Source organism: Pseudomonas sp. GW822-FHT06D10 (genome assembly GCF_058799535.1).
On sequence record NZ_JBXALN010000005.1, the window covers coordinates 291,216 to 316,906 of the forward strand.

Below are 25,691 nucleotides of genomic sequence, written 5' to 3' on the forward strand. Positions count from 1 at the left end.
ACCCCCGATTTTCAACAGCTTTACTCAGCCGGCGGCACGTAGCCGTCGGCCTTGGCGTATTCCTCGCCGGAGAAAAACTTGTCCATCTCGCCCTGCAGATATTTGCGATCGTCGGCATTCATCATGTTCAGGCGCTTTTCGTTGATCAGCAGGGTCTGGTGTTTCTGCCAGTCGGCCCAGGCCTTGGCCGAGACGTGATCGAAAATATCCTGGCCCTTGGCCCCCGGGTAGGGAGGGCGCTCCAGGCCCGGCAGTTCTTCCTGGTACTTGCGGCACATTACGGTGCGGGTCATGACGACTCTCCTGCATTCAAGACTTCGGCCGCGCGTTTGAGCAGTGTTTTCACCGGGGCGGCAAGGCCCAGGCGCGGCGGGGTGGCGAGGTTATACCAGAGCCAGTCGGCCTCGGCGACGTGCAGGGCCGACTCTTCGACCCGGATCAGCCAGGGTTCGATGGCCAGTTGGAAGTGGCTGAAGGTGTGCACCAGCCCGGGCATCTGCTGTTGCTGGCCCAGTTCCAGGGAGTGCTGCAGGGCCAGGTGCTGGATGTCGTCCAGGCCATCCAGCTCCGGCAGGCTCCACAACCCGCCCCAGAGGCCGCTGGAGGGCCGCCGGTAAAGCAGGATGGCGCCTTCGCGGTTGGCCAGCATCGGCATCAGGGTGCGCTTCTGAGGCACTTCCTTGCGTGGCTTGGGGATCGGGTAGCGGGTTTCCAGGCCGAGCATGTGGGCTTCGCAGCCGCGCTCCAGGGGGCACAACAGGCAGCTGGGCTTGCTCCGGGTGCAGAGGGTCGCCCCCAGGTCCATCATCGCCTGGGTGTAGTGGTTGACCCGGCTGTGGGGCGTGAAGCGCTCGGCGGCGGCCCACAGCTGCTTGGCCACCTTGGGCTCCCCGGGGTAGCCCTCCTGGGCCGTGAAGCGTGCCAGCACCCGCTTGACGTTGCCGTCGAGGATCGGCGCCCGCAGGCCCATGCTGATGCTGGCGATGGCGCCGGCGGTGGACAGGCCGATGCCCGGCAGTTCGGTGAGCTTTTCCACGTCCCGGGGGAACTCGCCGCCGTATTCGGCCATGACGATCTTCGCGGTCTTCTGCAGGTTGCGCGCCCGGGTGTAGTAGCCCAGGCCGGTCCACAGGTGCAGCACTTCGTCTTCCGGGGCTTCGGCCAGGGCCTGCACCGTGGGCAGCGAGGCCATGAAGCGGTCGAAGTAGTTGAGCACGGTGCTGACCTGGGTCTGTTGCAGCATGATCTCCGAGACCCACACCCGATACGGGTTGATGTCCTGCTGCCAGGGCAGGTCATGGCGGCCGTGGCGGTCGTACCAGTCCAGCACCGCCGTTGAAAACGCCTCGGCTCTCATCGCTTGAACAGCCCCTTGAGCGCGTTCTTCAGTTCCGGGCTGACCTTGTCCCCCAGTTTCTCGTCGATCTTTTGCTGCAGGCGGTCACCAGCCAGCTTGGCTGCTACCTGGCCCAGGCCGTCCTTGTCCAGGCGGCAGGCCTTGGCCCCCAGCTCCAGCGGGCCGCGGCAGCGCAGCGGCAGCTCGATGCCGGTAAAGCGCTCGCCCACCTGGCAGGCCGGGTCCGGGTTATCCCGCAGGTCGCCTTCGACAATGATGCCGACCCGGTAGTCCATGCCCAGCACTCGCAGGTCGATGTCGCCGTTGCCGTTCACCGTCATGCCGGGGATGCGCACTTTCAGGTCCGGGTTGCTGGCCACGCCATTGCGCAGCGTCAGGTTGCCCTTGAGTTCCTGGAAGGGCGTGTCCTTGCCCCGTGGCGTGCTGCTGAGGTTCTTGCGGTTGAGCACGGCGATGCCCTGGCACAGCTGCTGTTCGATATTGGCGTTGAGCAGCACGCCGTTGTTGATGACGAAGCTGGCGGTGCCGTTGAGGCTGTCGATCAGTGCCTTCTGGCTGTTGCCGCTGCCGCTGAGGTTGCTGTTCAGGGTCACCAGGCCCTTGACCGGAGGATTCTGGCCCTGGCTTTCGAGGATGCGTTCCACCGGCACCCGGTTGATCTTGGTCTGCAAGCTCAACTGCGGTGTGCTCTGGCGCACATCGAGGTTGCCGCTGGCATCGAAGCTGCCGTTGTACAGCTCGCCGCGCAGGCTGGAGAGCTTGAGCAGGCCACCCTGGCCGGAGGCCTTGAGTGCGGCATTCTGGATCGGCAGCTTGTCCAGGGTCAGTTGGCCGAAGTTCAGGTCGGCATCGACGTCGAGTTTGCTCAGGCGTTCCACCGGCAGCAGGCGGTCAGTGCTCCAGGCGCCCTTGGTCGGTGCGTTGGGCAGCGGGGTGCTGCCGGCTCCGGCCATGGCATCGGCTTCGCTGCTCTGCACTTCGGCCTTGCGTGCCGATGCCGCGCTGTTGGCTTCGGCGGACTTGGGCGGCAGGTAGCGGTCGACATTGAAGGTGTCGGCCTTGAGCTGGGCGCGCAGGGATTGCTTGTCGAAGTCCTCGATGGCCAGGCGGCCGCTGAAGGTGCTGTCGTCGAGCTTCAGGTTCAGGTCTTCCAGGGCCAGGCTGCTGGGCGTGCCTTGCAGGCGGCTGACCAGCTCGACCTTGCTCAGGCTGCCTTCACCCATGGTGGGCAGGGTCTGGCCGATGCTGTCGACGAATCTCGCCAGGTCGAACTGGGCAATGGAGATGCCGCCGCTGATCTGCGGAGTCTTGTCCAGGTCGTTGACCTTGAGCTCACCCAGGGCGCGCAACTGATTGAGGGAGACCTTCAGGCCGGTCCACTGGGCAACGTTGGCGGCCTGGTCCAGCAGCAGCTGGCCCTGGGCTGCGAAGGTCAGGGTCTTGCCTTGTAACGGGTCGCCGGCGGCTTCGCCGGACAGGCGCATGTCTTCAAACTGGTAGCGCTGCAGGGCGCGGTCGAAGCGCAGTTCGCCATTGAGCTCGGTGCGCACGCGCACTGCGGGTTGGCTGCTGGCGAGGAAGGCCGTGAGCTTGACCGGGGTGTTGGTGGCTTCGTGAATCGGCCCGGTACTCAGCTGGATGCTTTCGGCGGTGAACTGCTTGTCGGTCTGTTCATCGTTGTACTCAACCCGGGCGTTGTTCACGGTCAGGCTGTCGATGTCCAGGCGGATCGGCTGCGCGGGTTTGTCCGCGCCGGCTGGTGGTTGGCTGGCTTGGCCGGTGCTGGCGGCCGGAGTCTCGGCCTGCTTGTCGGTCGGTGCGGCCTTGCCAATGTCCTGCCAGTTGCCGTGGCCGTCCTTGTTGCGGGTCAGGCGCAGGTTCAGGCCTTCGACACGCACATCGCTCATCTGCACTTCGCGGCGCAGCAGCGGCAACACCCGGACCGACAGGCCGAGCATCTGCAGGTCGGCGAAAGGTTGGGTCGGGTTGGCCAGGGTGGCGACGCCGGCATCGTGCAGTTCCAGGCCCAGCCAGGGGAACAGGCTCCAGCCGATGTCGCCATTGAGCGTCAGCTCGATGTGGGCCTTGTCGCGGGCAATCTGGCGAATCTCGTCTTTGTAGTCGTTGGGATCAAACAGGTGGGTCAGGGCGAAGCCCAGAGCCACGATGATCAGCAACAGCCCGAGAATTACCAGACCCAGGATTTTGCCGAACGCTTTCATGGGCGAGTCCTTGTATGTCGAATTCAAAATTTAGCGGGGGAGTATAGCGCTCTGAACCTGACGACTGGTCACCCATTGCAGTTAGAGGTTTTTTCGTTGTAGCGGTTTTTTTTGGCCAGCGGCCTGGCCTGTGGGCAAAGCAGCGGCGGGAAAAAAGGTGATGTCAGTTTGGTTTTTTAGTTTGTCGCAAATGGTAACCTCTCGCGGTTCGTCCGCCCTTGTGCGACTTAATGTCGCGTCTGCCCAAATGGAGCTTTACTCAATAAAACGACCGCGCCGGTGTGCCAAGGTCGTCGCAGAAGAGTGGCCGATGAACAATTCTAATAATTGGGGGAAACATCCATGAGCACTAGCAATGCGGCGGCCAGTCCGTCCGCTCAGCCAGCGTTCTTGTCCAAAGAACGCATCATCGCCAAGCCCGGTTTCAACCGCTGGCTGGTTCCACCGGCCGCTCTGGCCATCCACCTGTGCATCGGCATGGCCTATGGCTTTTCGGTGTTCTGGCTGCCGTTGTCCAAGGCCCTGGGCGTCAGTGCGCCCGTGGCTTGCGAGCCCGGCATGGGCTTCATCGCGCAGATCTTTTCGTCCCAATGTGACTGGCCGATCTCCATGCTCGGCTGGATCTACACCCTGTTCTTCATCTTCCTGGGGTGCTCGGCGGCGATCTGGGGCGGCTGGCTGGAACATGCCGGCCCGCGCAAGGCCGGTGTGGTTTCGGCACTGTGCTGGTGCGGCGGCCTGCTGATCTCGGCGCTGGGGATCTACACCCACCAGATCTGGCTGATGTGGATAGGCTCAGGGGTCATCGGCGGTATCGGCCTGGGCCTGGGCTATATCTCCCCCGTGTCGACCCTGATCAAGTGGTTCCCGGACAAGCGCGGCATGGCCACCGGCATGGCGATCATGGGCTTTGGCGGCGGCGCCATGGTCGGTGCGCCCCTGGCGGCGGCCCTGATGGGCCACTTTGCAACGCCGACCAGCGTTGGCGTGTGGCAGAGCTTCCTGGTGATGGCGGCCATCTACTTCGTGTTCATGATCGGTGGCGCCCTGGCCTACCGGGTTCCGCCTACCGGCTGGAAGCCTGAGGGCTGGAACGCACCGGCGAAGAAAGCCGCCAATGCGATGATCACCCACCGCCACGTGCACGTGAACGTGGCCTGGAAGACCCCGCAGTTCCGCCTGGTGTGGCTGGTGCTGTGCCTTAACGTTTCGGCCGGTATCGGCATCCTCGGCATGGCCTCGCCCCTGCTGCAGGAAGTGTTTGCCGGCAAGCTGCTGGGCAATGGCCTGACCTTCAGCCAGCTGGACGCCGGGCAACTGGCGCAGATTGCCGCGATTGCCGCCGGCTTCACCGGTTTGCTGAGCCTGTTCAACATCGGCGGGCGGTTCTTCTGGGCGTCGTTCTCCGACTACCTGGGCCGCAAGAACACCTATTTCGTGTTCTTTGCCCTGGGCTTTGCCCTTTATGCGCTGATCCCGAACCTCGGCCACCTGGGCAATATCGCCCTGTTCGTGGCGGCGTTCTGCATCATCCTGTCGATGTACGGCGGCGGTTTCGCCACGGTGCCGGCCTACCTGGCGGACCTGTTCGGCACCCAGATGGTGGGCGCTATCCACGGCCGCCTGCTGACCGCCTGGGCCGCGGCGGGCGTGCTGGGCCCGGTGCTGGTGAACTACCTGCGCGAGTACCAGCTGAGCATCGGCGTCGAGCGCGCTGCGGCTTACGACATCACCCTGTACATCCTCGCCGGCCTGCTGGTGCTGGGCTTTTTGTGCAACCTGCTGGTGCGCCCGGTGGCCGACAAGTACTTCATGACCGACGAGCAACTGGCGGCCGAGCAGGCCCTGGGCCATGACAAGGGCGCCGACAACAGCGTCGTGCTGGAGTGGAAGGCCTCATCCGCCAGCCTGCCGCTGGTGATCGCTGCCTGGCTGGCCGTGGGCATTCCCCTGGCGTGGGGCGTGTGGGTCACCCTGCAGAAGACCGCGGTGCTGTTCCATTAAGGGCTTCGCCGGCCAGCCAGCTCCTGCGCAGGAGCCGGCTGGCCGGCGAACAAGGTGCCCGGGCCTGCCAGGCCTGGCGCCTTCACCGGCAAGCCGTTTTCTATAGTTGTCATGACAGGTACAGCCCCGCAGCCATTGGCTGGCGCCCGTCAGGATATTGTCCATCGTGTTTCTGTTTAGCCGCCGTGGGGCCTATACTATTCGCCTTTTTCGCCCAATGATTTTGCGGAGCTGGTGATGGCCGAACGTAAGGCATCTGTCGAGCGCGACACTCTGGAAACCCAGATCAAAGCCTCGATCAACCTGGATGGCACCGGAAAGGCCCGATTCGATATCGGCGTGCCCTTCCTTGAGCACATGCTGGACCAGATCGCCCGGCACGGGCTGATCGACCTGGACATCGAAAGCAAGGGCGACCTGCATATCGACGACCACCACACCGTGGAGGATGTCGGTATCACCCTCGGCCAGGCGTTCAGCAAGGCCATCGGCGACAAGAAAGGCATCCGTCGCTACGGCCATGCCTATGTGCCGCTGGATGAAGCCCTGTCCCGCGTGGTGATCGACTTCTCCGGCCGCCCCGGCCTGCAGATGCATGTGCCGTTCACCCGCGCCACCGTCGGTGGTTTCGATGTCGACCTGTTCCAGGAGTTCTTCCAGGGCTTCGTCAACCACGCCAACGTGACCCTGCACATCGACACCCTGCGCGGCACCAACACTCACCACCAGATCGAGACCGTGTTCAAGGCCTTCGGCCGTGCACTGCGCATGGCGGTGGAGCTGGACGAGCGCATGGCCGGCCAGATGCCGTCGACCAAGGGCGTGCTGTAATGCAGACCGTCGCCGTCATCGACTACGGCATGGGCAACCTGCACTCGGTGGCCAAGGCCCTGGAGCACGTGGGCGCCGGCAAGGTGCTGATCACCAGCGATGCCAGCGTGATTCGCGAAGCCGACCGGGTGGTGTTCCCCGGAGTGGGCGCGATCCGTGACTGCATGGCCGAGATCCGTCGCCTGGGCTTCGATGCCCTGGTGCGCGAGGTCAGCCAGGACCGTCCGTTCCTCGGTATCTGCGTGGGTATGCAGGCGCTGCTCGACCACAGTGAAGAGAACGAAGGCGTGGACTGCATCGGCCTGTTTCCCGGCCAGGTGAAGTTCTTCGGCAAGGGCCTGATCGAGGATGGCGAGCACCTGAAGGTGCCGCACATGGGCTGGAACGAAGTGAAGCAGGCGGTGGATCACCCGCTGTGGCACAACATTGCGGACCTGGCGCGCTTCTACTTCGTGCACAGCTACTACATCAATGCCGGTAACGCGCGGCAGGTGGTGGGCAGCGGTCACTATGGCGTGGATTTCGCCGCGGCGCTGGCCGACGGCTCGCGTTTCGCCGTGCAGTTCCACCCGGAGAAAAGCCATACCCACGGCCTGCAGCTGCTGCAGAATTTCGCCGCCTGGGACGGTCGCTGGTAAATGGCGATCAAGAAACCCAAGCCGCCGATCCTGAGCCTCACTGCCGAACAGGAGAGCGAGGCGACGCACAAGATCAAGCGTTTCCTGGAGGATCGGTTCGAGCTCGAGCTGGGCTCGTTCGAAGCGGCGGAGGTTCTTGAACTGTTTACCCGCGAAATTGCTCCGCACTATTACAACCGGGCGATTTTCGATGTGCAGGCGCACCTCAAGGAGAGGTTCGAAAGCATCGAAAGCGACCTGTGGGCGCTCGAGAAAAACTGATTTCCGAGTGAAGCTGAACAATCGAACTTGAAGGTTTGCCAGATGCTGATTATTCCCGCTATCGATCTCAAGGACGGCGCCTGTGTGCGTCTGCGCCAAGGCCGCATGGAAGACTCCACGGTGTTCTCCGATGACCCGGTGAGCATGGCCGCCAAATGGGTTGAAGGGGGTTGCCGACGCTTGCATCTGGTGGACCTGAACGGTGCCTTCGAAGGCCAGCCGGTCAACGGCGAGGTGGTCACCGCAATCGCCAAGCGCTACCCGAACCTGCCGATCCAGATCGGCGGCGGCATCCGTTCCCTGGAAACCATCGAGCACTACGTCAAGGCTGGCGTGAGCTACGTGATCATCGGCACCAAGGCGGTCAAGGAGCCGGAGTTCGTCGCCCAGGCCTGTCGCGCGTTCCCCGGCAAGGTGATTGTCGGCCTGGACGCCAAGGACGGTTTCGTCGCCACCGACGGCTGGGCTGAAGTCAGCAGCGTGCAGGTCATCGACCTGGCCAAGCGCTTCGAAGCCGACGGCGTGTCCGCCATCGTTTATACCGACATCGCCAAAGACGGCATGATGCAGGGCTGCAACGTTCCCTTCACCGCAGCCCTGGCGGCGGCCACCAAGATCCCGGTGATCGCTTCCGGCGGTATCCACAACCTTGGCGACATCAAGGCCCTGCTGGATGCCAAGGCGCCAGGAATCATCGGCGCCATTACTGGCCGCGCGATCTATGAAGGCACCCTCGATGTCGCAGAAGCCCAGGCTTTCTGCGATTCGTACCAAGGCTGAGGATTCGCCATGGCACTGGCCAAACGCATCATCCCTTGCCTGGACGTGGACAACGGCCGGGTGGTCAAGGGCGTCAAGTTCGAGAACATCCGCGACGCCGGTGACCCGGTGGAAATTGCCCGTCGCTACGACGAGCAGGGTGCCGACGAAATCACTTTCCTCGACATCACCGCCAGCGTCGATGGGCGTGATACCACCCTCCATACCGTCGAGCGCATGGCCAGCCAGGTGTTCATCCCGCTGACCGTGGGCGGTGGCGTGCGCACCGTGCAGGACATCCGCAACCTGCTCAATGCCGGCGCGGACAAGGTTTCGATCAACACCGCAGCAGTGTTCAACCCGGAGTTCGTCGGCGAAGCGGCACAGCACTTTGGTTCTCAGTGCATCGTGGTCGCCATTGACGCGAAGAAAGTCTCCGGCCCGGGTGAAACCCCGCGCTGGGAAATCTTCACCCATGGCGGGCGCAAGCCCACCGGGCTGGACGCGGTGGAGTGGGCGAAGAAGATGGAAGGCCTGGGTGCCGGCGAGATCCTGCTCACCAGCATGGATCAGGACGGCATGAAAAACGGCTTCGACCTGGGCGTGACCCGGGCCATCAGCGATGCCCTGGGGATTCCGGTGATCGCTTCCGGCGGTGTCGGCAACCTCCAGCACCTGGCCGACGGCATCATTGAAGGCCATGCCAGCGCGGTGCTGGCGGCGAGCATTTTCCACTTCGGCGAATACACGGTTCCCGAGGCCAAGGCCTATATGGCTCAGCGCGGGATTGTTGTGCGGTAGCCACTGGACAGCATGGCGGGCTCACGGCACTCTTGAGCACGCCATGGATTCCGGTAGCCCGTCATGTTCAAACGTCTTCTAGTGGTTGTCGCCAGCGCTTCGCTTGTTCTTTGCGGCCTCGCCCGCGCTGATGAACCCGCCGACACCTCCCTGGTGTTGCTGACGGAAAACTTCCCCCCCTACAACATGGCCAAGAACGGCAAGAACTTCGCCCAGGGCGAGAATATCGACGGCATCGCCGTGGATATCGTCCGTGAAATGTTCAAACGCGCCGGAATCAACTACAGCCTGACCCTGCGTTTTCCATGGGAGCGTATCTACAAGATGGCGCTGGAGCAGCCGGGCTATGGTGTGTTCGTCATGGCGCGCCTGCCGGACCGCGAGCCGCTCTTCAAGTGGGTCGGCCCCATCGGCCCGGATGACTGGATCATGCTGGCCAAGGCCGGCAGCAAGATCACCCTAGAATCCCTGGAACAGGCGCGCAAATACAAGATCGGCGCCTACAAGGGCGATGCCATTGCCGAGACCCTGACCAAGCAGGGCCTGGCGCCCCAAGTGGTACTGCGTGACCAGGACAATGCCAGGAAGCTGGTGGCGGGGCAGATCGACCTCTGGGCCACCGGCGACCCGGCCGGGCGCTACCTGGCCAAGCAGGAGGGCATCAGCGGCCTCAAGACGGTGCTGCGCTTCAACAGCGCCGAGCTGTACCTGGCCCTGAACAAGGATGTCTCCGATGAGGTGGTGGCCAAGCTCCAGGCGGCCCTGGACCAGATGCGCCAAGAGGGGCTGGTGGAAGAGATCATGGGGCGTTACCTGTAGGCGCTTCGCTGGCAAGCCAGTTCCTGTGGCGAAGGCCTCTAGCGATAAACCCCGTTCTTGCCATGCCCGGCCATGGCCTTGTTGCTGCGCAGGCTGATCATCGACTTGATATCGATCCACTCGATGCCCTGGGCCTTGAGCCTGGGCAGCTCACGTTCGAGCACTGCCAGGGTCTGTGGATAAGGGTGGCCGATCATCACCGCCGAACCCTGTTTGCGCGCCAGTTTGATCGCGGTCTGCAACTGTTGGCTGATCGCCGCTTCGGTACGTTCGTCATCCAGGAACACATCCCGGGAAACACTGGCCAGGCCGACCTTCTGCGCTTCGGCAGCGGCCACCGTCTGGGCGCTGGTGCGGCTGTCGACAAAGAACTTGTGCCGCCGTTGCAGCTCGCCCATCAGCCAGGCCATGGCCTGGGGCTGGGCGGTCATGCGGCTGCCCATATGGTTGTTGATGCCGCTGGTGTAGGGCACGGCCTGGAAGGCGGCTTCCAGGCGTTTTTGCAGTTCTTCGACGGGCAGCTCGGGGTGCCAGGCGAACGGCCCGGTGGCCGGGTCCATGGGCATGTGCAGGATGACGATCTTGCCGGCGCGATGAGCTTCACGGGCGAACTCGGCGGCGTGGGGCGTGTCCGGCATGATCGCCGTGGTGACCGGGCCGGGCAGGGCCAGTACCCGGCGGTCACGGGGCAGGTTCTGGCCCAGGTCGTCGATGATCAGGCTCAGGTAGGCCTTGGGCGCGACGGCTGTGGGTTCGGCGGCTTGGGTCGCGAGGGGCAAGAGGCACAGCAGGGTGAGCAGCGGGGCCTGGAGCGAGCGCAACAGCAGTGAGCAGCGGGAAATCATGGGGATCGGGATCAGGCCTTTAGGGGAATGGGCACCCTGGCGGGCGCTTGGCTGGCGAGCCAGCTCCTACGCAAGCCGGCTCCTGTAGGAGCCGGCTTGCCGGCGAAGGGTTCAATCATTTGCCGCGGGTGATGCTCAGCCCTTTGAGCAGGCTCAGGGCCTGGGCCAACTGGTAGTCGTCGTCCTGCGGCATCGGCTTGGCCTTGCTCGCTGCACCACTGGGCTTGTCGGCGCCACCGTTGCCATTGCCCAGGTGACCTTGCAGGTCGGCTTCCTTGAAATACTCGCCGTCCTGGGACTCGCTGGTGATCTTGGCGCGGCGCACTTCGATGTCCGGAACGATGCCCTGGGCCTGGATCGAACGCCCGTTGGGGGTGAAGTACAGGGCGGTGGTGATCTTCAGCGCCCGGTCGTTGTTCAGCGGCAGCACGGTCTGCACCGAGCCCTTGCCGAAGCTGGTGGTGCCCATCAGTACTGCGCGCTTCTGATCCTGCAGGGCACCGGCGACGATCTCCGAAGCCGAGGCGCTGCCGCCGTTGATCAGCACCACCATCGGCACGGCTTCGCTTTCGTCCTTGCCGGTGGCGGAGAAGCGCAGCTCGGAGTTGGCGATGCGGCCCTTGGTGTAGACGATCAGGCCCTTGGTGATGAAGTGGTCCACCACCTCCACCGCGGCTTGCAGCACGCCGCCCGGGTTGTTGCGCAGGTCGAGGATGATGCCGTTGAGCTTCTTGCCGTTGTCCTTGCGCAGCTTGGCCAGGGCCTTGGAGACTTCCTCGCCGGTCTTGACCTGGAACTGGGTGATGCGGATGTAGCCGTAGCCCGACTCCAGCAGCTGGCTCTTCACGCTTTTCACCTGGATGGTGGCGCGGGCCAGGGTCACGTCGAACGGCGTGCCGCCGTCGCGCACCAGGGTCAGGGTGATCTTCTGGCCGATCTTGCCGCGCATCTTGTCCACGGCTTCGGTCATGGTCTGGCCACGGGTCGGCTGGCCGTTGATCTTGACGATCAGGTCGCCGGCCTGGATCCCGGCCTTGGATGCCGGGGTGTCGTCGATGGGCGAGACCACCTTGATGAAGCCATCCTCGGCGCCGACTTCGATGCCCAGGCCGCCGAATTCGCCGCTGGTGCTTTCCTGCAGTTCGGCGAAGTCTTCCGGGCCCAGATAGGCAGAGTGCGGGTCGAGGTTGCTGAGCATGCCCTTGATGGCATTCTCCAGCAGGGTCTTGTCGTCTACGGGTTCGACATACGCGGCCTTGATGCGGTCCATGACCTCGGCGAAGGTGCGCAGCTCTTCCAGCGGCAAGGGCGCCTTGGTGGTCGCGGCGGTTGCTGCTTGAGCGGTTTCGGCGGCAAACGCCTGAGGCGCTCCGATCACCAGGGCGATCGTCAGGGCCAGCGAGGTAAGGCGGGACAAATGCAGCATGTCGAACGAACTCCTAATTTAGATGCAGCGCTTATCCTTGCGCGTGGCACCACTGTGCCGGGTCGCTGGGGCGGCCCTGCTGACGAATTGCAAAGTACAGCGCAGGAGTGTCCTGTCCGCCACTATTACCGACGGTGGAGATGGACTCTCCGGCCTTGACCACGTCGCCGGCTTCCTTGAGCAGCGTCTGGTTGTGTCCGTAGAGGCTCAGGTAACCGTTGCCGTGATCGAGGATCACCAGCAGGCCGGCGCCGCGCAGCCAGTCGGCGAACACTACCCGGCCACCGTGCACGGCGTGCACCTGGCTGCCGGCGGCGGCGCTGATCATCACGCCGTCCCACTTGGAGCGGGAGTCGTCGCCACGGGTTTCACCAAAGCGTGCCAGTAGTCGACCATCAACGGGCCATGGAAGTTTTCCCCGGGCTGAAGCAAATGCCCCGCCATAGGAAGGGCCGGCGCTGGAAACCAGGGCTCCAGGGCTTGATCTTGCGGGTTTGCGCGGCTCATCGCTGGCGTCGGCCTGAGCCTCACGCAAGCGCTTTTTTTCGGCTTCCTGCTGGGCGATCAGCGCTTTCTGCCGCGCTTCCTCTGCCTCGCGAGCCTGGCGTGCCAGGGTTTCCTCGATGGTTTTCAGGACCTTGGCCAGGTCGGCCTGGTCCTGTTCACGGGCCTTGAGCTTGTCGTCCCGGGCCTTCACGTCGTTGTTCAGCTTGGCCAGGGCCAGCTGGCGCTCCTTGCGCACCTTGTCGAGTTCTTCGCGCTGGGTGTCGAGGCTGCTTTTCTGCACCAGCAACTGGGCCTGCTGCAGGGAGATGTCCTTTTCCACATTGGCCAGCTGGCGCAGGGTCTCGTTGAAACTCTTCAACTGCTCCAGGCGTGCCTGGCTCAGGTAGTCGTAATAGGTCAGGGTGCGGGCGAATTTTTCCGGGTTCTGCTGGTTGAGCAGCAGCTTGAGGTATTCCTGGCGCCCGTTCTGGTAGGCCGCGCGGGCCTGGATGGCGATCAGTCGCTGCTGTTCAGTGCGCGCGCTCTGGAGTTTTTTTTTCTCCTCATCGAGTCGCTGCAGCTCGGATTCGCTTTTTTTCAGCTCTTTTTGCAGGGCCTCGACCTGCTTTTCCAGCTTGCCCATCTCGGTCTCGGTGCCGCGCAGTTCTTTCTGCACCCCGGACTTCTCTTCCTGCAGCTTGCCCAGCAGCTTTTTCAGCTCGGCAATGTCCTGACGCGTGGCGTCCAACTGTTGTTGGGTTTGCGCGCGCTCGTCGGCGAAAGCCGGTTGGAGCAGGCAGATCAGAGCAAGGGTAATCAGGGCGCGAAGCATAGAGGCGGGCGACACCAGGGAAAGGGACGGCCTAGTATGCCCGCCCATCGCTGCAAAAAAAACGCCTCAAAGCCAACTGCTTTGAGGCGTTCGTCATAAAAAGCCGTTTCCGGGCCGTTATTGGGCCATTTGCTATCAGCGTGCCGCCGCCGTGGCCTGGGGCGGCGCCGCCGATCAACCTTGTGCGGGCGAGCGAGCCTGATGCTGCAGCGCTTGGGTGCCGGCCTGCGCGGCCGAGGCATCCTGGCTGGCCTGGCTGTCTTGCCGGGCCCGCAGGACCACGATTCCCGGGACGTTGTGAACGTACTCCATGAAGGGCGAGTCGATCACCGCGCCCTGGTCCTTTTTCGAGGAGGCGTTGCGCAGGACCGGGCCCTGGGCCGTCTGGATGAACAGCCCGGTATGGGTGACGTCCAGGCCCGAGAGGTGGGTATAGATGCCGATGTAGTCGCCGGTTCGCAGGTGGCTGAGCAGATGCTGGTCAATCAATGCGCTGGGAATGTAGGTGATGTCGCGTTCGGCCACGGGCAGGCCGGGCAGGTAGCGGCCGCCATCGGCCTTTTGATTGAGGCGCTTGGCCACGGTCACCGCGTTCGCACTCAGCTGGGCGGTCACATCCTCGGCCATGGGTTGCCCGGCATGGGCCCAATCGGTGAAGAAGTGGCGGCGGTTGAGGAAGTTGATATCGCCGTTCACGTAGCGAATCTGTACCAGGTTGTTGATGAAGCCGGCCTCGTCGCTGGACTGGCGCAAGGCCTCGACGTAATCCAGGTAGGTGAAGCAGTCCAGGCCCCTGAAGTCGACCACCAGCTTCTCGGCCAGGGTTGCGGAGCCGTGCAACCGGTTCGCCGCGTAAGGCGTGTGCAGGAACTCCCGGGAAATCAGGTCGTTCATCTGGCCTATGTCGGTAGAGCCCCGAGGAGGCTGGATCTTCAGCAGTGCTTTCAATTTATCGGCGGTCTGAGCATCCATTTTCACCGGGCTGTGTTGCTGTGCGAGGGCACTGGCATCCACCGGCTGTTGAGCAGGAATCTGGCTTGCACAGCCTGACAGGAGGGAGGCCAGAAGCAGCGTAGCCGTCTTGTTCATGGAGATTCTCTCTGCTGTTATTGATAACGATAATCATTATTCAATAAGTGCCCGGCGCTTGTCTGCTTTTACTTCCATGGCCCTGGTTCGCCCTGTGCAAGGCCACCATGAAAAACGCCCGACGGTTGCATCGGGCGTTTTTGCCTGCAATGGCGAGCTGGAGGATCAGTGCGCCGGGTCCACCAGGATCGACGTGCCGGTCATTTCCGCGGGCTTGGGCAGGCCCAGCAACTTGAGCATGGTGGGCGCCACGTCCGCCAGAACCCCGCCCTCACGGACTTTCAACGCGCGTTTGCCGACATAGATGAATGGCACCGGCTCGGTGGTGTGGGCGGTGTGGGCCTGGCCGGTGGATTCGTCGGACATCTGCTCGACGTTGCCGTGGTCGGCGGTGATCAGGGCTTCGCCGCCGACCTTTTCCAGGGCATCGACGATACGTCCGACGCACAGGTCCAGGCATTCCACGGCTTTGACCGCCGCCTCGAACACGCCGCTGTGGCCGACCATGTCGCCGTTGGCGTAGTTGACGATGATCACGTCATAACGCTGGTGCTCGATGGCGTCGACGATCTTGTCGGTGACTTCCGGGGCACTCATTTCCGGCTGCAGGTCGTAGGTGGCGACTTTCGGCGACGGGATCAGGATGCGCTCCTCGCCCGGGAACGGCTCTTCGCGGCCACCGGAGAAGAAGAAGGTGACGTGGGCATACTTCTCGGTCTCGGCGATGCGCAGTTGGGTCTTGCCGTTTTTCGCCAAATAGTCGCCCAGCACGTTCTCCAGGCTGCCCGGGGCAAAGGCCGATGGCGCGGGGATGCTGGCGGCGTACTGGGTGAGCATGACGAAGCCGGCCAGCTTAGGCTGGCGTGGGCGTTCGAAGTCCTTGAAGTCGTCCTCGACGAAGACCCGGGTCAGCTCCCGTGCACGGTCGGCGCGGAAGTTCATGAACACCACGGCATCGCCGTCCTCGACCTTGACCGGTTCGCCGATGGTGGTGGCCTTGACGAATTCGTCGCTCTCTTCACGTGCGTAGGCGGCTTGCAGGCCTTCCTGGGCGGTGGCGGCGTTGAACTGGCCCTGGCCGTCGACGATCAGGTTGTAGGCCTGGGCCACACGGTCCCAGCGGTTGTCGCGGTCCATGGCGAAGTAACGGCCGATCAGGCTGGCGATGCGGCCCTTGCCCAGGGTCTTGAAGGTTTCGTCCAGCAGTTCGATGGACGACTGGGCGCTTTTGGGCGGGGTGTCGCGGCCATCGAGGAAGGCATGCAGGTAGATTTTCTCGGCGCCGCGCTTGAAGGCCAGTTCGGCCATGGCGATCAGGTGGTCCTGGTGGCTGTGCACGCCGCCGTCGGACAGCAGGCCGAGGATGTGCACCGCCTTGCCGGCATCCACGGCCTTGTCCACGGCCGCGCAAATAGTCGGGTTCTCGAAGAACTCACCGTCACGGATGGCCTTGGTCACCCGGGTGAAGTCCTGGTACACCACGCGGCCGGCGCCGAGGTTCATGTGGCCGACTTCGGAGTTGCCCATCTGCCCGTCCGGCAGGCCGACATCCATGCCCGAACCCGAGATCAGGCCGTTGGGCATGCTGGCGCACAAGCGGTCCAAGACCGGCTTCTTGGCCGCATAGACGGCGTTGGATTCGTGGCTTTCGCTGTGACCGAAGCCATCCAGAATCATCAGGACCAAAGGTTTAGGCGTGGTAGTCATGGCGTCCACTCGTGGCTGGATAGGAAAGAGATGAAAGGGAGGTGTTGAAAAAGGGAGTGGCAGTTTAAAGCGAAGTTCCGGTGGAGTCACCGCCGGGCGGGGTTTGGTCGACCCGGAGGGCTGTGTATACTGGCCGACATTTTAACGCCCTGGAACCTCCTTAGATGGTTGCTCACCTGATTCAATTCGCCACTGAACACTACTTGCTCGTCGGCGCCTTCGCCATCCTGCTGGCTCTGTTGATCGCTCATGAATTGAGCCGCGGTGGCCGCAGCCTCAGCACCCGTGAACTGACCGCGCTGGTCAACAGCGAGCAGGGCGTCGTGATCGATATCCGTCCATCCAAAGACTATGCCGCCGGCCATATCGTCGGTGCACTGAACATTCCCCAGGACAAGCTGGCCGCCCGTGTCGGCGAGCTGGAGAAGCACAAGTCCAAGACCATCATCCTGGTGGACGCCCAGGGCCAGCACGCCGGCACCCACGCCCGCGAGCTGCTCAAGTCCGGTTTCACCGCGGCCAAGCTGTCCGGCGGCGTGGCCAGCTGGAAGGCCGATAACCTGCCATTGGTGAAGTAATGTCCAAGGTCATCGTCTACTCCAGTGATTACTGCCCTTACTGCTCGCGCGCCAAGCATCTGCTGGTGAGCAAAGGCGTAGCCTTCGAAGAGATCAAGGTCGATGGCAAGCCCCAGGTACGCGCCGAGATGGCCCAGAAGGCCGGGCGTACGTCCGTGCCGCAGATCTGGATCGGCGCCACCCACGTAGGTGGCTGTGATGATTTGTTCGCCCTGGAGCGTGCCGGCAAGCTCGACGCGCTGCTAGCGGCCTGAAATTCCCAACCCTATAGACCCAAGATCAAGAAGGACTCTGAGATGACTGACCAACAGAACACCGTTGCCGACGACGAAAGCGCACCGCAATTCTCCCTGCAGCGTATCTACGTGCGTGACCTGTCCTTCGAAGCGCCGAAAAGCCCGGCGATCTTCCGTCAGCAGTGGGAACCTAGCGTCGGCCTGGACCTCAATACCCGCCAGACAGCGTTGGAAGCCGACTTCCACGAAGTGGTGCTGACCCTGTCCGTGACCGTGAAGAACGGCGACGAAGTGGCCTTCATCGCTGAAGTCCAGCAGGCCGGTATCTTCCTGATCAAGAACCTGGATGAGGCTTCCATGAGCCACACCCTGGGTGCTTTCTGCCCGAACATCCTGTTCCCTTACGCTCGTGAAGCGCTGGACAGCCTGGTGACCCGCGGTTCGTTCCCGGCGCTGATGCTGGCCCCGGTGAACTTCGATGCGCTGTACGCCCAAGAGCTGCAACGCCTGCAGTCCGCTGGCGAAAACACCGTTCAGTAAGTGCTGGTTGCGGTACGAAAAAAGCGCCTGTAACGGCGCTTTTTTCATGCTCGGGCAAAACCTGTAGGAGCGGGCTTGCCCGCGAACCCCAGGCTCTACTTGAACCCCAACTGTCTCCAGCCTTCATAGACCGCAACGGCCACGGTGTTGGACAGGTTCAGGCTGCGGCAGCCTTCGCGCATGGGCAGGCGCAGGCGCTGTTCGCCGGGCAGGGCGTCCAGCACGTCCGCCGGCAGGCCCCGGCTCTCGGGGCCGAACAGGAAGGCGTCGCCCTCCTGAAAGCTGGCGTCGTGGAACGGCCGCGAGCCCTTGGTGGTGAAGGCGAACAGGCGCGGCTGGCCGAGGCTCTCCAGGCAACTGGCAAGGTCGGCATGGCGTTGCAGGGTGGCGTATTCGTGATAGTCGAGGCCGGCGCGGCGCAGGCGCTTGTCGTCCATTTCGAAACCCAGCGGCTCGATCAAATGCAGGTGGCAGCCGCTGTTGGCGCACAGCCTGATAACGTTGCCGGTATTCGGCGGAATTTCTGGTTGAAAGAGGATGACGTGAAACATGCACGGCTCCGAAGAGAAAGACAGGCTGCATTCTACGCCTGAAGCGTACTCGCGACCGAAGCTAATGCTGCGGGTGTTCGGCTCCCTGGCGATTGTCGGGGTGATGGTAGGGCTGATGATCGGCCGCCTGACCCAGCCTGATCCGGTGGCGTTGCAGCAGGTCGAGGTGGCGCCCGATGGGCTGGTGCTGTGGTTCAACCATGAGCCCAAGCTCCATGGGGAACACATCGATGGCACCGTGGCGCTGCTGTTCGATGCCCAGGGGCAGGCACAGAAGGGCCAGTTGCAGGTCAATCAGCGCAATGTGAACTGGCGGGTGCGCCGGGCGGACCAGGGCCTGCTGCTGAACCTGGTGGCCGCGCGGCCGCTGCGGGGGCAGTGGGACGGGAGCGAGGTGGAGGGGCGCTGGCGCCTGGCGATCCACCTGCGGGAGGAATAAAAGAGGGAAACCCCGGCCTGCCTGTACCAAGGCCCCCAAAAGCGGGAGGGGCTGAGCGCCACGAGGGCGATGAGTCCCGGTGTAAAGAAGGGGATTCCCGGCCTGCCTGTACCAGGGTCCCCAAAAGCGTGGCCCGTCGCGATGCGCGGGATGGGCCGGGTATTAAAGAGGGAAGTCCCGGCCTGCCTGTACCGGGGTTCCCGAAAGCGTGGCCCGTCGCTGTGAGCGGGGTGGGCCTGGTGTTAAAGAGGGAAGTCCCGGTCTGCCTGTACCGGGGTTCCCGAAAGCGTGGCCCGTCGCTGTGAGCGGGGTGGGCCTGGTGTTAAAGAGGGAAGTCCCAGCCTGCCTGTACTGGGGTTCCCGAAACCTTTGGCCGTCGCGATGTGCGTGCCGAGCCAGGTGTTAAAGAGGGGAATCCCCGGCCTGCCTGTACCAAGGTCCCCGAAACTGGGTAGTGACTGGGTTATTGCAGGTGGCGTGCCAGTTTTGGCTGCAGAGGCGTTGATTGCTGGGATAAAAAGCCGAAAGCCCCGTAATCCGGGGCTTTTGCGTTTTCGACGGAGGGCTTTTCAGAGCTGAGGCGCGGGTTGTACCCGGGCTGGATGGCACTGCAGCGCGCCTTCGGGCAGTGCATGCACCCCATCCTGGTGCACGCACATCCTCATCGTAGGAGCCGGCTTGCCGGCGAAAGCGCCTGTGGGCGCACTGCAAGGTTCAAGGGCCTCTTCGCTGGCAAGCCAGCTCCTACATGCCGCGGCCGGGGCTTCAGCCTTCCTCGCCTTCATCCTCGTCGCCACCGTCGACCTTCATCCCCAGCTCCTTGATCTTGCGGGTCAGGGTATTGCGCCCCCAGCCCAACAGGACCGCGGCATCGCGGCGGCGGCCGGCGGTGTGCTTGAGGGCGGTCTCGATCATGATCCGCTCGAAACTCGGTACCGCGCTGTCCAGCAGGTTCGATTGCCCGCGGGCCAGGGCCTGGTCGGCCCATTGGCGCAGGGCCTGTTCCCAATTGGTGACCGGCGCCGAATCCTGGGGCAGGCTCAGCAACTCCGGTGGCAGGTCGCTGATATGCACCTCGCGACCCGAGGCCATGACCGTGATCCAGCGGCAGGTGTTCTCCAGCTGGCGCACGTTGCCCGGCCACGGCAGGTTCTTCAGGTATTCCTCGGTTTCGTTTTTCAGCAACTTGGGTTCCACCGCCAGCTCCTGGGCGGCGCGGCTGAGGAAGTGCCTGGCCAGGGTCGGGATGTCTTCGCGACGGTCCGACAGGCGCGGGATATGGATGCGGATCACGTTGAGGCGGTGGAACAGGTCCTCACGGAACTTGCCTGCGTGCACCAGGGTTTCCAGGTTCTGGTGGGTCGCGGCGATGATGCGTACATCGACCTTGACCGGGGTATGGCCACCGACCCGATAGAACTCGCCATCGGCCAGGACCCGCAGCAGGCGGGTCTGGGTGTCGGCTGGCATGTCGCCGATCTCGTCGAGGAACAGAGTGCCGCCGTCCGCCTGCTCGAAGCGCCCGCGCCGCAGGTTGGCCGCGCCGGTGAAGGCGCCCTTTTCATGGCCGAACAGCTCGGATTCCATCAGGTCCTTGGGGATCGCCGCCATGTTCAGGGCGATGAACGGCGAAGCCGCACGCGGGCTGTGGCGATGCAGGGCATGGGCTACCAGTTCCTTGCCGGTACCGGATTCGCCGTTGATCAGCACTGTGATGTTGGAGTGGCTCAGGCGCCCGATGGCTCGGAACACCTCCTGCATGGCCGGCGCCTCACCGATGATTTCCGGAGTGCGAGTCAGGGTCGGCGGCACTTCCAGGCCTTGCTGTTCCTGGGCGTGCTGATTGGCGCGCTTGACCAGCGACACCGCTTCATCGACATCGAACGGCTTGGGCAGGTATTCGAAGGCGCCGCCCTGGTAGGAAGCGACAGCGCTATCCAGGTCCGAATGCGCGGTCATGATGATCACCGGCAGGCGCGGGTGCTGCTCGCGAATCCGTGCCAGCAGGTCCAGGCCACTGGCGCCGGGCATGCGAATGTCGGAAATGATCACGTCCGGGGCCTGGCGGGCCAGGCGGCTCATCACCCCATCGGCGCTGTCGAAGCTCTGGGTGGTCATCCCTTCCTGCTGCAAGGCTTTTTCCAGGACCCAACGGATAGAACGGTCGTCATCGACGATCCACACGGTTTCACTACGGCTCATGTCGATGGGGCTCCTTGTTCCAGTGGCAGAAAGATCGAGAACGTGGTGTGGCCGGGATGGCTGTCACATTCGATCAGACCCTGGTGCTGGCTGATGATGTTCTGGGTGATGGCCAGGCCCAGCCCGGTACCGTCCGGGCGGCCGCTGACCATGGGGAAGAAGAGGGTGTCCTGCAGTTCTGCGGGGATGCCCGGGCCGTTGTCGATGATCTCGATCTTGCTCACCAGGCGATGGCGCACGTGGCCGATGGTGAACTGGCGCATGGTGCGGCTGCGCAGGGTGATGCGCCCCAGGCGCATTTCATTCTGGCTGCTGATGGCCTGCATGGCGTTGCGCACGATGTTGAGCACCGCCTGGATCATCTGTTCGCGGTCGATCAGCACATCGGGAATGCTCGGGTCGTAATCGCGCACCAGGGTGATACAGCCCTGGCTTTCGGCTTCCACCAGGCTGCTGACCCGCTCCAGCACTTCATGGATGTTGGTCAGGGCCAGGGATGGCAGCTTGTTCGAGCCGAGCATGCGGTCCACCAGGTTCCGCAGGCGGTCGGCTTCTTCGATGATGACGTTGGTGTAGTCCTTGAGGCTTTCCTCGGGCAGCTCCCGGGCCAGCAACTGTGCGGCGCCGCGAATGCCCCCCAAGGGGTTCTTGATTTCATGGGCCAGGCCGCGCACCAGCATCTTGCTGGTTTCCTGCTTGGACAACTGGGCCTCTTCCTTGGTGATCCGCAGCAGCCGGTCCCGGGGGTGGACTTCCAGTAGCAGCAAGGTGTCGCCGTTGCTGAGGATCGGCGTCACCGCGTAGTCGACGGTCAGGGTCTGGCCGGTCAGTGCGGTGAGCATGGCTTCGCGCTTGGTGAAGGGGTGCGCCTGCTCCACCGCCTGGCGCAGGGAGCTCAGGGCCTCGGCGGATTCGGTGAACAGCTCGCTGATGAATTGCCCATGGCTGCGCTGGCCGCTGATGGCCAGGAGCATTTCCGCCGCCGGGTTCATGTACTCAAGGCGCAGGTCGGCATTGAGCAGGATGGTGGCGGTGGTCAGGTTGTCCAGAAGCAGGCGGTGCAGTGGGTCGCTGATGGTCATGGGTAGATGGTGACCTCTTTTGAAGCAAGACAATCCGGGGCCGGTCCCGAAGTGCGCGCGCGGCTAAGGCGCTGTGGTGGAGAAAATGCAAAAACCAAACCAAGGCTCCGAAAAGAAGCGCGCATGCCCTGAAACAGGCGTTTGAAGCCTGGTTCTGTGGCGTTTTGCCAGCTCTGGCGGGTATTTTCGAACCAAAATGGGCTGGTATTGGCACCTGAGTGCAAGGCATTGCACCAATATAGTGCATGAATCTAAGCGGCGCTCGATGGGCGCGCGTTGATAGAAGAATCAACGCCCGTTTTTCAGCGGCGCGGGGCAAAGGGCGGGTTTAGAGTGCTCGAACCCGATGCTTCAAGGTTTAGGATGCGGCCATGGAAAATGCCCCTCTGCTGTTCCAGCTTCCCGATGACGACACCCTGTACCAGGCGCTGCTGGCACGGGACCCGGCCTATGAAGGCTTTGCCTTTGTCGGGGTGAAGAGCACCGGCGTGTTCTGCCGCCTGACCTGCGCTGCACGCAAGCCCAAGCGCGAGAACACGGTGTTCTTCGGCTCCATCAAGGGTTGTGTCGAAGCAGGGTTCCGCGCCTGCCTGCGCTGTCGTCCGCTGGAGCGGGCCGGGGTCCAGGAGCCCTGGGTGCAGACCTTGCTCGAGCAGTTGGGCCGCGACCCGGAACGCCGTTGGTACGAGGACGACCTGGTCGCCCAGGGGCTGGACCCATCCACCGTGCGCCGTGCGTTCAAGCGCTATTTCGGCGTCACCTTCCTGGAAATGGCGCGCCTGCGTCGCATGGGCCAGGGCATGCAGCAACTGGCCTCGGGAGAGCCGGTGATCGAGGCGCAGATCAGCGCCGGCTTCGACTCCGACAGCGGCTTTCGCCACGCCTTCAGCCGCCTGGCGGGCCAGCCGCCGTCGAACCTGCGGGGGCGGGAACTGCTCAAGGTCGATTGGTTGCAGACCCCGATCGGCGTGATGCTGGCGGTGGCCGACGCCCAGGTCCTGCATCTGCTGGAATTCTTCGACCGCCCGGCACTGGCCAATGAGTTGCAGAACCTGCAGAAGAGCAGCGGTTCGAGCATAGGTTTCGGGCGTTTTGCCCCCATCGACCAGATCGAGGCCGAACTGCAGCGTTACTTCGCCGGCGAGGCGGTGCACTTCGCCACACCGCTGGCGATGAGCGCCTCGCCCTTTACCCGTACCGTCTGGCAGGCGTTGCGGGCCATTCCCCTGGGTACCACCTGCAGCTACGCCGAGGTGGCGCGGCAGGTCGGCTCGCCCTCAGCGGTGCGCGCGGTGGCCCGGGCCAATGCCGCGAACCAGATTTCCATTGTCATTGCCTGCCACCGGGTGATTGGCGCCGATGGCTCCCTGACCGGCTATGGCGGTGGCCTGTGGCGCAAGCGCTGGCTGCTGGAGCATGAGCGGCGCCTGCACCACTTGCAGGGTGCATCAGCGAGCGGGCTGTAGCTCGCTGCCGGGCACCGGGTCGGGCCGGGAAACCTTGTCCACAGGTGGCTGGGCGCCAGTCTGGCGCGCCAGTTCGTCGGCATCCGCCTGTTCCGCCGTGGACAGTTCGGCGGCGTTATGGCCGATGCGCTTGAGCAGGGCCAGCATGCATGCCAGCGAGACCAGGGCGTAGCAGGCCGAGGCGATGGCCACGCCGATGATGCTGCCGGTGCCATTGAGGATGCTCTGGGCCAGCACCGGCGTGGCGCCGCCCACCAGCAGTGAACACAGCTGATAGGAGATCGACAGCCCGCTGTAGCGCACCCGGGTCGGAAACGCCCGCGCCAGGATGCCGCCCACCGCGCCATAGAACATCGAGTGCGGCACCGTGGCCAGGCACATGCCCAGCACCGCGATCCAGTAGTGCCCGGTCTCCACGGCGAAGAACATCGCCGGCATCAGCAGCAGCTCGGGCACCACCATCAGCACCATGGCCTTGCGCATGTCCATGCGTGAAACCAGCACCGCACCCAGGGGCTGGGTGATGAACTGCACCACCAGGGCGATGACGATCACGCTGAGGAAGCTGCCCTGGCTGTAGCCCAGCTCCTTGGTGGCCCAGGACAGGGCGAAGGTGCTCTTGAAATAGGTGACGTGGATGATCGGCAGCACCCCGGCCCCCAGCAGTACCAGGCGCCAGTGGTCGCGCAGGACTTCGAGAATCGGCAGCTTGACGGTCTTTTTCTGCTCCATCAGGCGCTTCATGTCATCGGATTCTTCCAGCTTGAGGCGGATGACCATGCCGATGATCACCAGCACCGCCGACAGCAGGAACGGAATGCGCCAGCCCCAGAGCAGAAAGTCCGGAGTCGGCAGGGCGCTGAGGCCGAAGAACACCAGGGTTGCCAGCAGGTTGCCGGCCGGCGAACCCTGCTGGGCGAAGGCGGCATAGAGAATGCCCTTGCCCTTGGGCGCGCTTTCGCTGGCGATGAGGATCGCCCCGCCCCATTCACCGCCCACCGCGATGCCCTGGATGATGCGCAGGGTCACCAGGGCAATGGGGGCCCAGACGCCGATCTGCAGGTAGCTGGGCAGCAGGCCGATGCAGGTGGTGGCCAGGCCCATCATGATCAGGGTGATCACCAGGGTGGTCTTGCGGCCGATCTTGTCGCCCATGTGGCCGAAGATGATGCCGCCGACGGGGCGGGCGATGAACCCGGCCCACAGGGTCAGGAAGGACAGCAGGGTGGCCGTGCCGGGGGGCAGGTCGGCGGGAAAGAACACCTTGCCGAACACCAGGGCGGCGGCGATGCCGTAGGCGTAGAAGTCATACCACTCGATGGTGGTGCCGATGAATGAGGCGATACCCGCCTTGCGGGCTCTCTTGTGGGCAGCGGCATCCTGGGCAGCGTTCATGTTCAATTCCTGCGTTTTTATTGTTATATGCGCCCCTGATCGGGCGCATGGGCCTCTGGCAAGGTCCGACCGCTGGGAGCCTATACAGGCAGGAATCGAAAAATATAATGATTAAATCTTATGGTTTGATACGTGATTGCGTATCGCGCCCCAACGCTCAGCGCCCTCCGGCGGCCGGTTTGATCAGGGACTTGAGCAGCCCGAGAAAGCTTTCGGCCGCCGCCGAAGGCTTGTCCTCCAGGCGGATCGCCTGGATCTGCGAAGGCGCGCCGGAGCCTTCGAGCTCGCCGTAATGCACGCCCGGCTGGCCGAGCATGGCCAGGGTCTGTGGCACCAGCGCCACGCCCATCTCGTGGGCCACCATTGCCACCACCGTTTGCCATAGCCGCGTCTCGTGGCGAATGCGCGGGCTGAACCCGGCCGCCACGCAGCGGGAAATGATCAGGTCGTGGTAGTGCGGCGAGACCGCCCGCGGAAACAGGATGAAATCGTCATTGGCCAGTTGCGCCAGGTCGATCCGCGCCTGGGTGGCCAGCGAGTGGCTCTGGGGCAGGCAGCAGAGGAACGGCTCGGCCAGCAGCGGTTCGCTGTGGATGCCGGCGGCAAAGGTGCTGCCATGGACGAAACCGATGTCGATCTGGCCGCGTTGCAGGGCCTGGGTCTGGTCGGCACTGTTCATTTCCATCAGCACCACTTCGGTTTCCGGGTATTGCTGTTCGAAGGCCTTGACCGCCTCGGGCAGCCCGCGGTGCAGGATCGAATTGACGAAACCCAGGCTCAGGCGCCCGGCAAAGCCTTCTGCCGAGCGCTGGGTCAGGTGCCGCGCCTGGTCGGCACGCAGCAGCAGGTAGCGGGCCTCGTCCAGCAGAACCTGGCCGGCGTTGGTCAGGCTCACGGACTTGTTGTTGCGATTGAGCAGTTGGACTTCCAGTTGCCCCTCAAGCTTCTTGATGTCGAAACTCAGGGCCGGCTGGGAAATGCACAGACGGTTCGCGGCCCGCCCGAAATGCAGTTCTTCGGCTACCGCGACGAAGTAGCGCAACTGTTTGAGGTCCATGGCGACTCCGGTTCTACGATATGGATTTCTTATCGTAGTTGATTGATTTTGTATTAGATACTTATCGA

Annotated in this window: 25 protein-coding genes; 12 read left to right on the forward strand and 13 right to left on the reverse strand. The window is 63.5% G+C overall.

Features of this window, described 5'->3' with window-relative positions:
• Positions 1-20: 20 nt before the first annotated feature.
• The 3 genes from AC1RL5_RS18650 to AC1RL5_RS18660 are packed head-to-tail and all read right to left on the reverse strand — an operon-like array spanning position 21 to position 3,579.
• Positions 21-293 (reverse strand): oxidative damage protection protein, encoded by a 273-nt coding sequence (locus tag AC1RL5_RS18650; RefSeq protein WP_011058732.1) that lies wholly within the window; start codon positions 291-293, stop codon positions 21-23.
• A complete protein-coding gene (gene mutY / locus AC1RL5_RS18655) occupies positions 290-1,357 on the reverse strand; it encodes an A/G-specific adenine glycosylase (RefSeq protein ID WP_011058733.1) in 1,068 nt (355 codons plus the stop codon). The genes AC1RL5_RS18650 and mutY overlap by 4 nt, the downstream gene beginning before the upstream one ends.
• Positions 1,354-3,579: an AsmA family protein gene (locus AC1RL5_RS18660; protein ID WP_072452108.1), complete on the reverse strand. Its 2,226-nt coding sequence runs from the start codon at positions 3,577-3,579 to the stop codon at positions 1,354-1,356. The genes mutY and AC1RL5_RS18660 overlap by 4 nt, the downstream gene beginning before the upstream one ends.
• A 342-nt stretch (positions 3,580-3,921) precedes the next feature.
• Between AC1RL5_RS18660 and AC1RL5_RS18665 the strand changes: the two genes are divergently transcribed.
• The 7 genes from AC1RL5_RS18665 (at position 3,922) to AC1RL5_RS18695 (ending at position 9,692) form a co-directional block, all read left to right on the forward strand.
• Positions 3,922-5,583, forward strand: coding sequence for an OFA family MFS transporter (locus AC1RL5_RS18665; RefSeq protein ID WP_072452107.1), 1,662 nt, complete (start codon positions 3,922-3,924; stop codon positions 5,581-5,583).
• A 237-nt stretch (positions 5,584-5,820) separates the two neighbouring features.
• Entirely contained in the window at positions 5,821-6,414 is a 594-nt protein-coding gene (hisB, locus tag AC1RL5_RS18670) for an imidazoleglycerol-phosphate dehydratase HisB (protein ID WP_011058736.1), read from the forward strand.
• The gene (gene hisH / locus AC1RL5_RS18675) at positions 6,414-7,052 is read left to right on the forward strand and encodes an imidazole glycerol phosphate synthase subunit HisH (protein WP_019093880.1); all 639 of its coding nucleotides are present in this window, start codon (positions 6,414-6,416) and stop codon (positions 7,050-7,052) included. Before hisB ends, hisH begins: the two co-directional genes overlap by 1 nt.
• Positions 7,053-7,313, forward strand: coding sequence for a DUF2164 domain-containing protein (locus AC1RL5_RS18680; protein WP_011058738.1), 261 nt, complete (start codon positions 7,053-7,055; stop codon positions 7,311-7,313). It begins immediately after the preceding gene.
• A 42-nt stretch (positions 7,314-7,355) separates the two neighbouring features.
• On the forward strand, positions 7,356-8,093 hold the full coding sequence (gene hisA / locus AC1RL5_RS18685; RefSeq protein WP_019093879.1) for a 1-(5-phosphoribosyl)-5-[(5-phosphoribosylamino)methylideneamino]imidazole-4-carboxamide isomerase: 738 nt from the start codon (positions 7,356-7,358) through the stop codon (positions 8,091-8,093).
• Positions 8,094-8,102: 9 nt separating this feature from the next.
• Positions 8,103-8,873, forward strand: coding sequence for an imidazole glycerol phosphate synthase subunit HisF (hisF, locus tag AC1RL5_RS18690; RefSeq protein ID WP_015633827.1), 771 nt, complete (start codon positions 8,103-8,105; stop codon positions 8,871-8,873).
• 63 nt (positions 8,874-8,936) lie between these two features.
• Complete coding sequence (locus AC1RL5_RS18695; RefSeq protein ID WP_011058741.1) at positions 8,937-9,692, forward strand: substrate-binding periplasmic protein; 756 nt, start codon at positions 8,937-8,939, stop codon at positions 9,690-9,692.
• A gap of 38 nt (positions 9,693-9,730) precedes the next feature.
• Here AC1RL5_RS18695 and AC1RL5_RS18700 read toward each other — a convergent pair whose 3' ends face one another.
• The 5 genes from AC1RL5_RS18700 to gpmI all read right to left on the reverse strand — a co-directional run bounded on the left by AC1RL5_RS18700 (position 9,731) and on the right by gpmI (position 16,077).
• Positions 9,731-10,537: a divergent polysaccharide deacetylase family protein gene (locus AC1RL5_RS18700; RefSeq protein WP_492589512.1), complete on the reverse strand. Its 807-nt coding sequence runs from the start codon at positions 10,535-10,537 to the stop codon at positions 9,731-9,733.
• Positions 10,538-10,652: 115 nt separating this feature from the next.
• Positions 10,653-11,963, reverse strand: coding sequence for a S41 family peptidase (locus AC1RL5_RS18705; protein WP_011058743.1), 1,311 nt, complete (start codon positions 11,961-11,963; stop codon positions 10,653-10,655).
• A 31-nt stretch (positions 11,964-11,994) separates the two neighbouring features.
• Positions 11,995-13,281: a murein hydrolase activator EnvC family protein gene (locus AC1RL5_RS18710; RefSeq protein ID WP_093407104.1), complete on the reverse strand. Its 1,287-nt coding sequence runs from the start codon at positions 13,279-13,281 to the stop codon at positions 11,995-11,997.
• Between the two features lie 174 nt (positions 13,282-13,455).
• Positions 13,456-14,370, reverse strand: a complete 915-nt coding sequence (locus AC1RL5_RS18715) for a DUF1460 domain-containing protein (RefSeq protein WP_207239932.1) — start codon at positions 14,368-14,370, stop codon at positions 13,456-13,458.
• Positions 14,371-14,535: 165 nt separating this feature from the next.
• Positions 14,536-16,077, reverse strand: coding sequence for a 2,3-bisphosphoglycerate-independent phosphoglycerate mutase (gpmI, locus tag AC1RL5_RS18720; RefSeq protein ID WP_011058746.1), 1,542 nt, complete (start codon positions 16,075-16,077; stop codon positions 14,536-14,538).
• Positions 16,078-16,241: 164 nt separating this feature from the next.
• On the opposite strand from gpmI, the gene AC1RL5_RS18725 reads away from it, so the two are divergent.
• Genes AC1RL5_RS18725 through secB form a run of 3 tightly spaced genes read left to right on the forward strand, consistent with a single transcriptional unit; the run spans position 16,242 to position 17,431 of the window.
• Complete coding sequence (locus AC1RL5_RS18725; protein WP_011058747.1) at positions 16,242-16,655, forward strand: rhodanese-like domain-containing protein; 414 nt, start codon at positions 16,242-16,244, stop codon at positions 16,653-16,655.
• A complete protein-coding gene (gene grxC / locus AC1RL5_RS18730; protein ID WP_492589513.1) occupies positions 16,655-16,909 on the forward strand; it encodes a glutaredoxin in 255 nt (84 codons plus the stop codon). Before AC1RL5_RS18725 ends, grxC begins: the two co-directional genes overlap by 1 nt.
• A 42-nt stretch (positions 16,910-16,951) precedes the next feature.
• On the forward strand, positions 16,952-17,431 hold the full coding sequence (secB, locus tag AC1RL5_RS18735) for a protein-export chaperone SecB (protein WP_011058749.1): 480 nt from the start codon (positions 16,952-16,954) through the stop codon (positions 17,429-17,431).
• Positions 17,432-17,526: 95 nt separating this feature from the next.
• On the opposite strand, the gene trmL is transcribed toward secB, so the two are convergent.
• Positions 17,527-17,982: a tRNA (uridine(34)/cytosine(34)/5-carboxymethylaminomethyluridine(34)-2'-O)-methyltransferase TrmL gene (gene trmL, locus AC1RL5_RS18740; RefSeq protein WP_047283558.1), complete on the reverse strand. Its 456-nt coding sequence runs from the start codon at positions 17,980-17,982 to the stop codon at positions 17,527-17,529.
• Between trmL and AC1RL5_RS18745 the strand changes: the two genes are divergently transcribed.
• Positions 17,981-18,421, forward strand: a complete 441-nt coding sequence (locus AC1RL5_RS18745) for a hypothetical protein (RefSeq protein WP_011058751.1) — start codon at positions 17,981-17,983, stop codon at positions 18,419-18,421. The genes trmL and AC1RL5_RS18745 overlap by 2 nt on opposite strands.
• 765 nt (positions 18,422-19,186) lie before the next feature.
• On the opposite strand, the gene ntrC is transcribed toward AC1RL5_RS18745, so the two are convergent.
• Positions 19,187-20,623 carry a nitrogen regulation protein NR(I) gene (ntrC, locus tag AC1RL5_RS18750; protein ID WP_047283560.1) on the reverse strand — a complete coding sequence of 479 codons (1,437 nt, stop codon included), beginning with the start codon at positions 20,621-20,623 and terminating at the stop codon, positions 19,187-19,189.
• Positions 20,620-21,705: a nitrogen regulation protein NR(II) gene (glnL, locus tag AC1RL5_RS18755; protein WP_011058753.1), complete on the reverse strand. Its 1,086-nt coding sequence runs from the start codon at positions 21,703-21,705 to the stop codon at positions 20,620-20,622. Before glnL ends, ntrC begins: the two co-directional genes overlap by 4 nt.
• Before the next feature lie 371 nt (positions 21,706-22,076).
• Here glnL and AC1RL5_RS18760 point away from each other — a divergent pair, with 371 nt between their 5' ends.
• Positions 22,077-23,171, forward strand: coding sequence for a bifunctional transcriptional activator/DNA repair enzyme AdaA (locus AC1RL5_RS18760; RefSeq protein ID WP_011058754.1), 1,095 nt, complete (start codon positions 22,077-22,079; stop codon positions 23,169-23,171).
• On the opposite strand, the gene AC1RL5_RS18765 is transcribed toward AC1RL5_RS18760, so the two are convergent.
• On the reverse strand, positions 23,154-24,566 hold the full coding sequence (locus AC1RL5_RS18765) for an MFS transporter (RefSeq protein WP_072452104.1): 1,413 nt from the start codon (positions 24,564-24,566) through the stop codon (positions 23,154-23,156). The two genes, AC1RL5_RS18760 and AC1RL5_RS18765, sit on opposite strands and share 18 nt — an antisense overlap.
• Before the next feature lie 157 nt (positions 24,567-24,723).
• Positions 24,724-25,623 carry a LysR family transcriptional regulator gene (locus tag AC1RL5_RS18770; RefSeq protein WP_011058756.1) on the reverse strand — a complete coding sequence of 300 codons (900 nt, stop codon included), beginning with the start codon at positions 25,621-25,623 and terminating at the stop codon, positions 24,724-24,726.
• Positions 25,624-25,691: the final 68 nt, after the last annotated feature.

Bases quoted from the DNA above. Each gene is read 5' to 3' on its own strand.
- AC1RL5_RS18725 (WP_011058747.1), top strand. From the start codon at position 16,242: ATGGTTGCTCACCTGATTCAATTCGCCACTGAACACTACTTGCTCGTC.
- AC1RL5_RS18700 (WP_492589512.1), bottom strand. From the start codon at position 10,537: ATGATTTCCCGCTGCTCACTGCTGTTGCGCTCGCTCCAGGCCCCGCTG.
- AC1RL5_RS18765 (WP_072452104.1), bottom strand. From the start codon at position 24,566: ATGAACGCTGCCCAGGATGCCGCTGCCCACAAGAGAGCCCGCAAGGCG.
- AC1RL5_RS18650 (WP_011058732.1), bottom strand. From the start codon at position 293: ATGACCCGCACCGTAATGTGCCGCAAGTACCAGGAAGAACTGCCGGGC.
- mutY (WP_011058733.1), bottom strand. From the start codon at position 1,357: ATGAGAGCCGAGGCGTTTTCAACGGCGGTGCTGGACTGGTACGACCGC.
- AC1RL5_RS18705 (WP_011058743.1), bottom strand. From the start codon at position 11,963: ATGCTGCATTTGTCCCGCCTTACCTCGCTGGCCCTGACGATCGCCCTG.
- hisF (WP_015633827.1), top strand. From the start codon at position 8,103: ATGGCACTGGCCAAACGCATCATCCCTTGCCTGGACGTGGACAACGGC.
- AC1RL5_RS18665 (WP_072452107.1), top strand. From the start codon at position 3,922: ATGAGCACTAGCAATGCGGCGGCCAGTCCGTCCGCTCAGCCAGCGTTC.
- AC1RL5_RS18695 (WP_011058741.1), top strand. From the start codon at position 8,937: ATGTTCAAACGTCTTCTAGTGGTTGTCGCCAGCGCTTCGCTTGTTCTT.
- hisB (WP_011058736.1), top strand. From the start codon at position 5,821: ATGGCCGAACGTAAGGCATCTGTCGAGCGCGACACTCTGGAAACCCAG.
- gpmI (WP_011058746.1), bottom strand. From the start codon at position 16,077: ATGACTACCACGCCTAAACCTTTGGTCCTGATGATTCTGGATGGCTTC.
- trmL (WP_047283558.1), bottom strand. From the start codon at position 17,982: ATGTTTCACGTCATCCTCTTTCAACCAGAAATTCCGCCGAATACCGGC.
- AC1RL5_RS18745 (WP_011058751.1), top strand. From the start codon at position 17,981: ATGCACGGCTCCGAAGAGAAAGACAGGCTGCATTCTACGCCTGAAGCG.
- hisH (WP_019093880.1), top strand. From the start codon at position 6,414: ATGCAGACCGTCGCCGTCATCGACTACGGCATGGGCAACCTGCACTCG.
- grxC (WP_492589513.1), top strand. From the start codon at position 16,655: ATGTCCAAGGTCATCGTCTACTCCAGTGATTACTGCCCTTACTGCTCG.
- AC1RL5_RS18760 (WP_011058754.1), top strand. From the start codon at position 22,077: ATGGAAAATGCCCCTCTGCTGTTCCAGCTTCCCGATGACGACACCCTG.
- AC1RL5_RS18710 (WP_093407104.1), bottom strand. From the start codon at position 13,281: ATGCTTCGCGCCCTGATTACCCTTGCTCTGATCTGCCTGCTCCAACCG.
- AC1RL5_RS18715 (WP_207239932.1), bottom strand. From the start codon at position 14,370: ATGAACAAGACGGCTACGCTGCTTCTGGCCTCCCTCCTGTCAGGCTGT.
- AC1RL5_RS18660 (WP_072452108.1), bottom strand. From the start codon at position 3,579: ATGAAAGCGTTCGGCAAAATCCTGGGTCTGGTAATTCTCGGGCTGTTG.
- glnL (WP_011058753.1), bottom strand. From the start codon at position 21,705: ATGACCATCAGCGACCCACTGCACCGCCTGCTTCTGGACAACCTGACC.
- secB (WP_011058749.1), top strand. From the start codon at position 16,952: ATGACTGACCAACAGAACACCGTTGCCGACGACGAAAGCGCACCGCAA.
- AC1RL5_RS18680 (WP_011058738.1), top strand. From the start codon at position 7,053: ATGGCGATCAAGAAACCCAAGCCGCCGATCCTGAGCCTCACTGCCGAA.
- AC1RL5_RS18770 (WP_011058756.1), bottom strand. From the start codon at position 25,623: ATGGACCTCAAACAGTTGCGCTACTTCGTCGCGGTAGCCGAAGAACTG.
- hisA (WP_019093879.1), top strand. From the start codon at position 7,356: ATGCTGATTATTCCCGCTATCGATCTCAAGGACGGCGCCTGTGTGCGT.
- ntrC (WP_047283560.1), bottom strand. From the start codon at position 20,623: ATGAGCCGTAGTGAAACCGTGTGGATCGTCGATGACGACCGTTCTATC.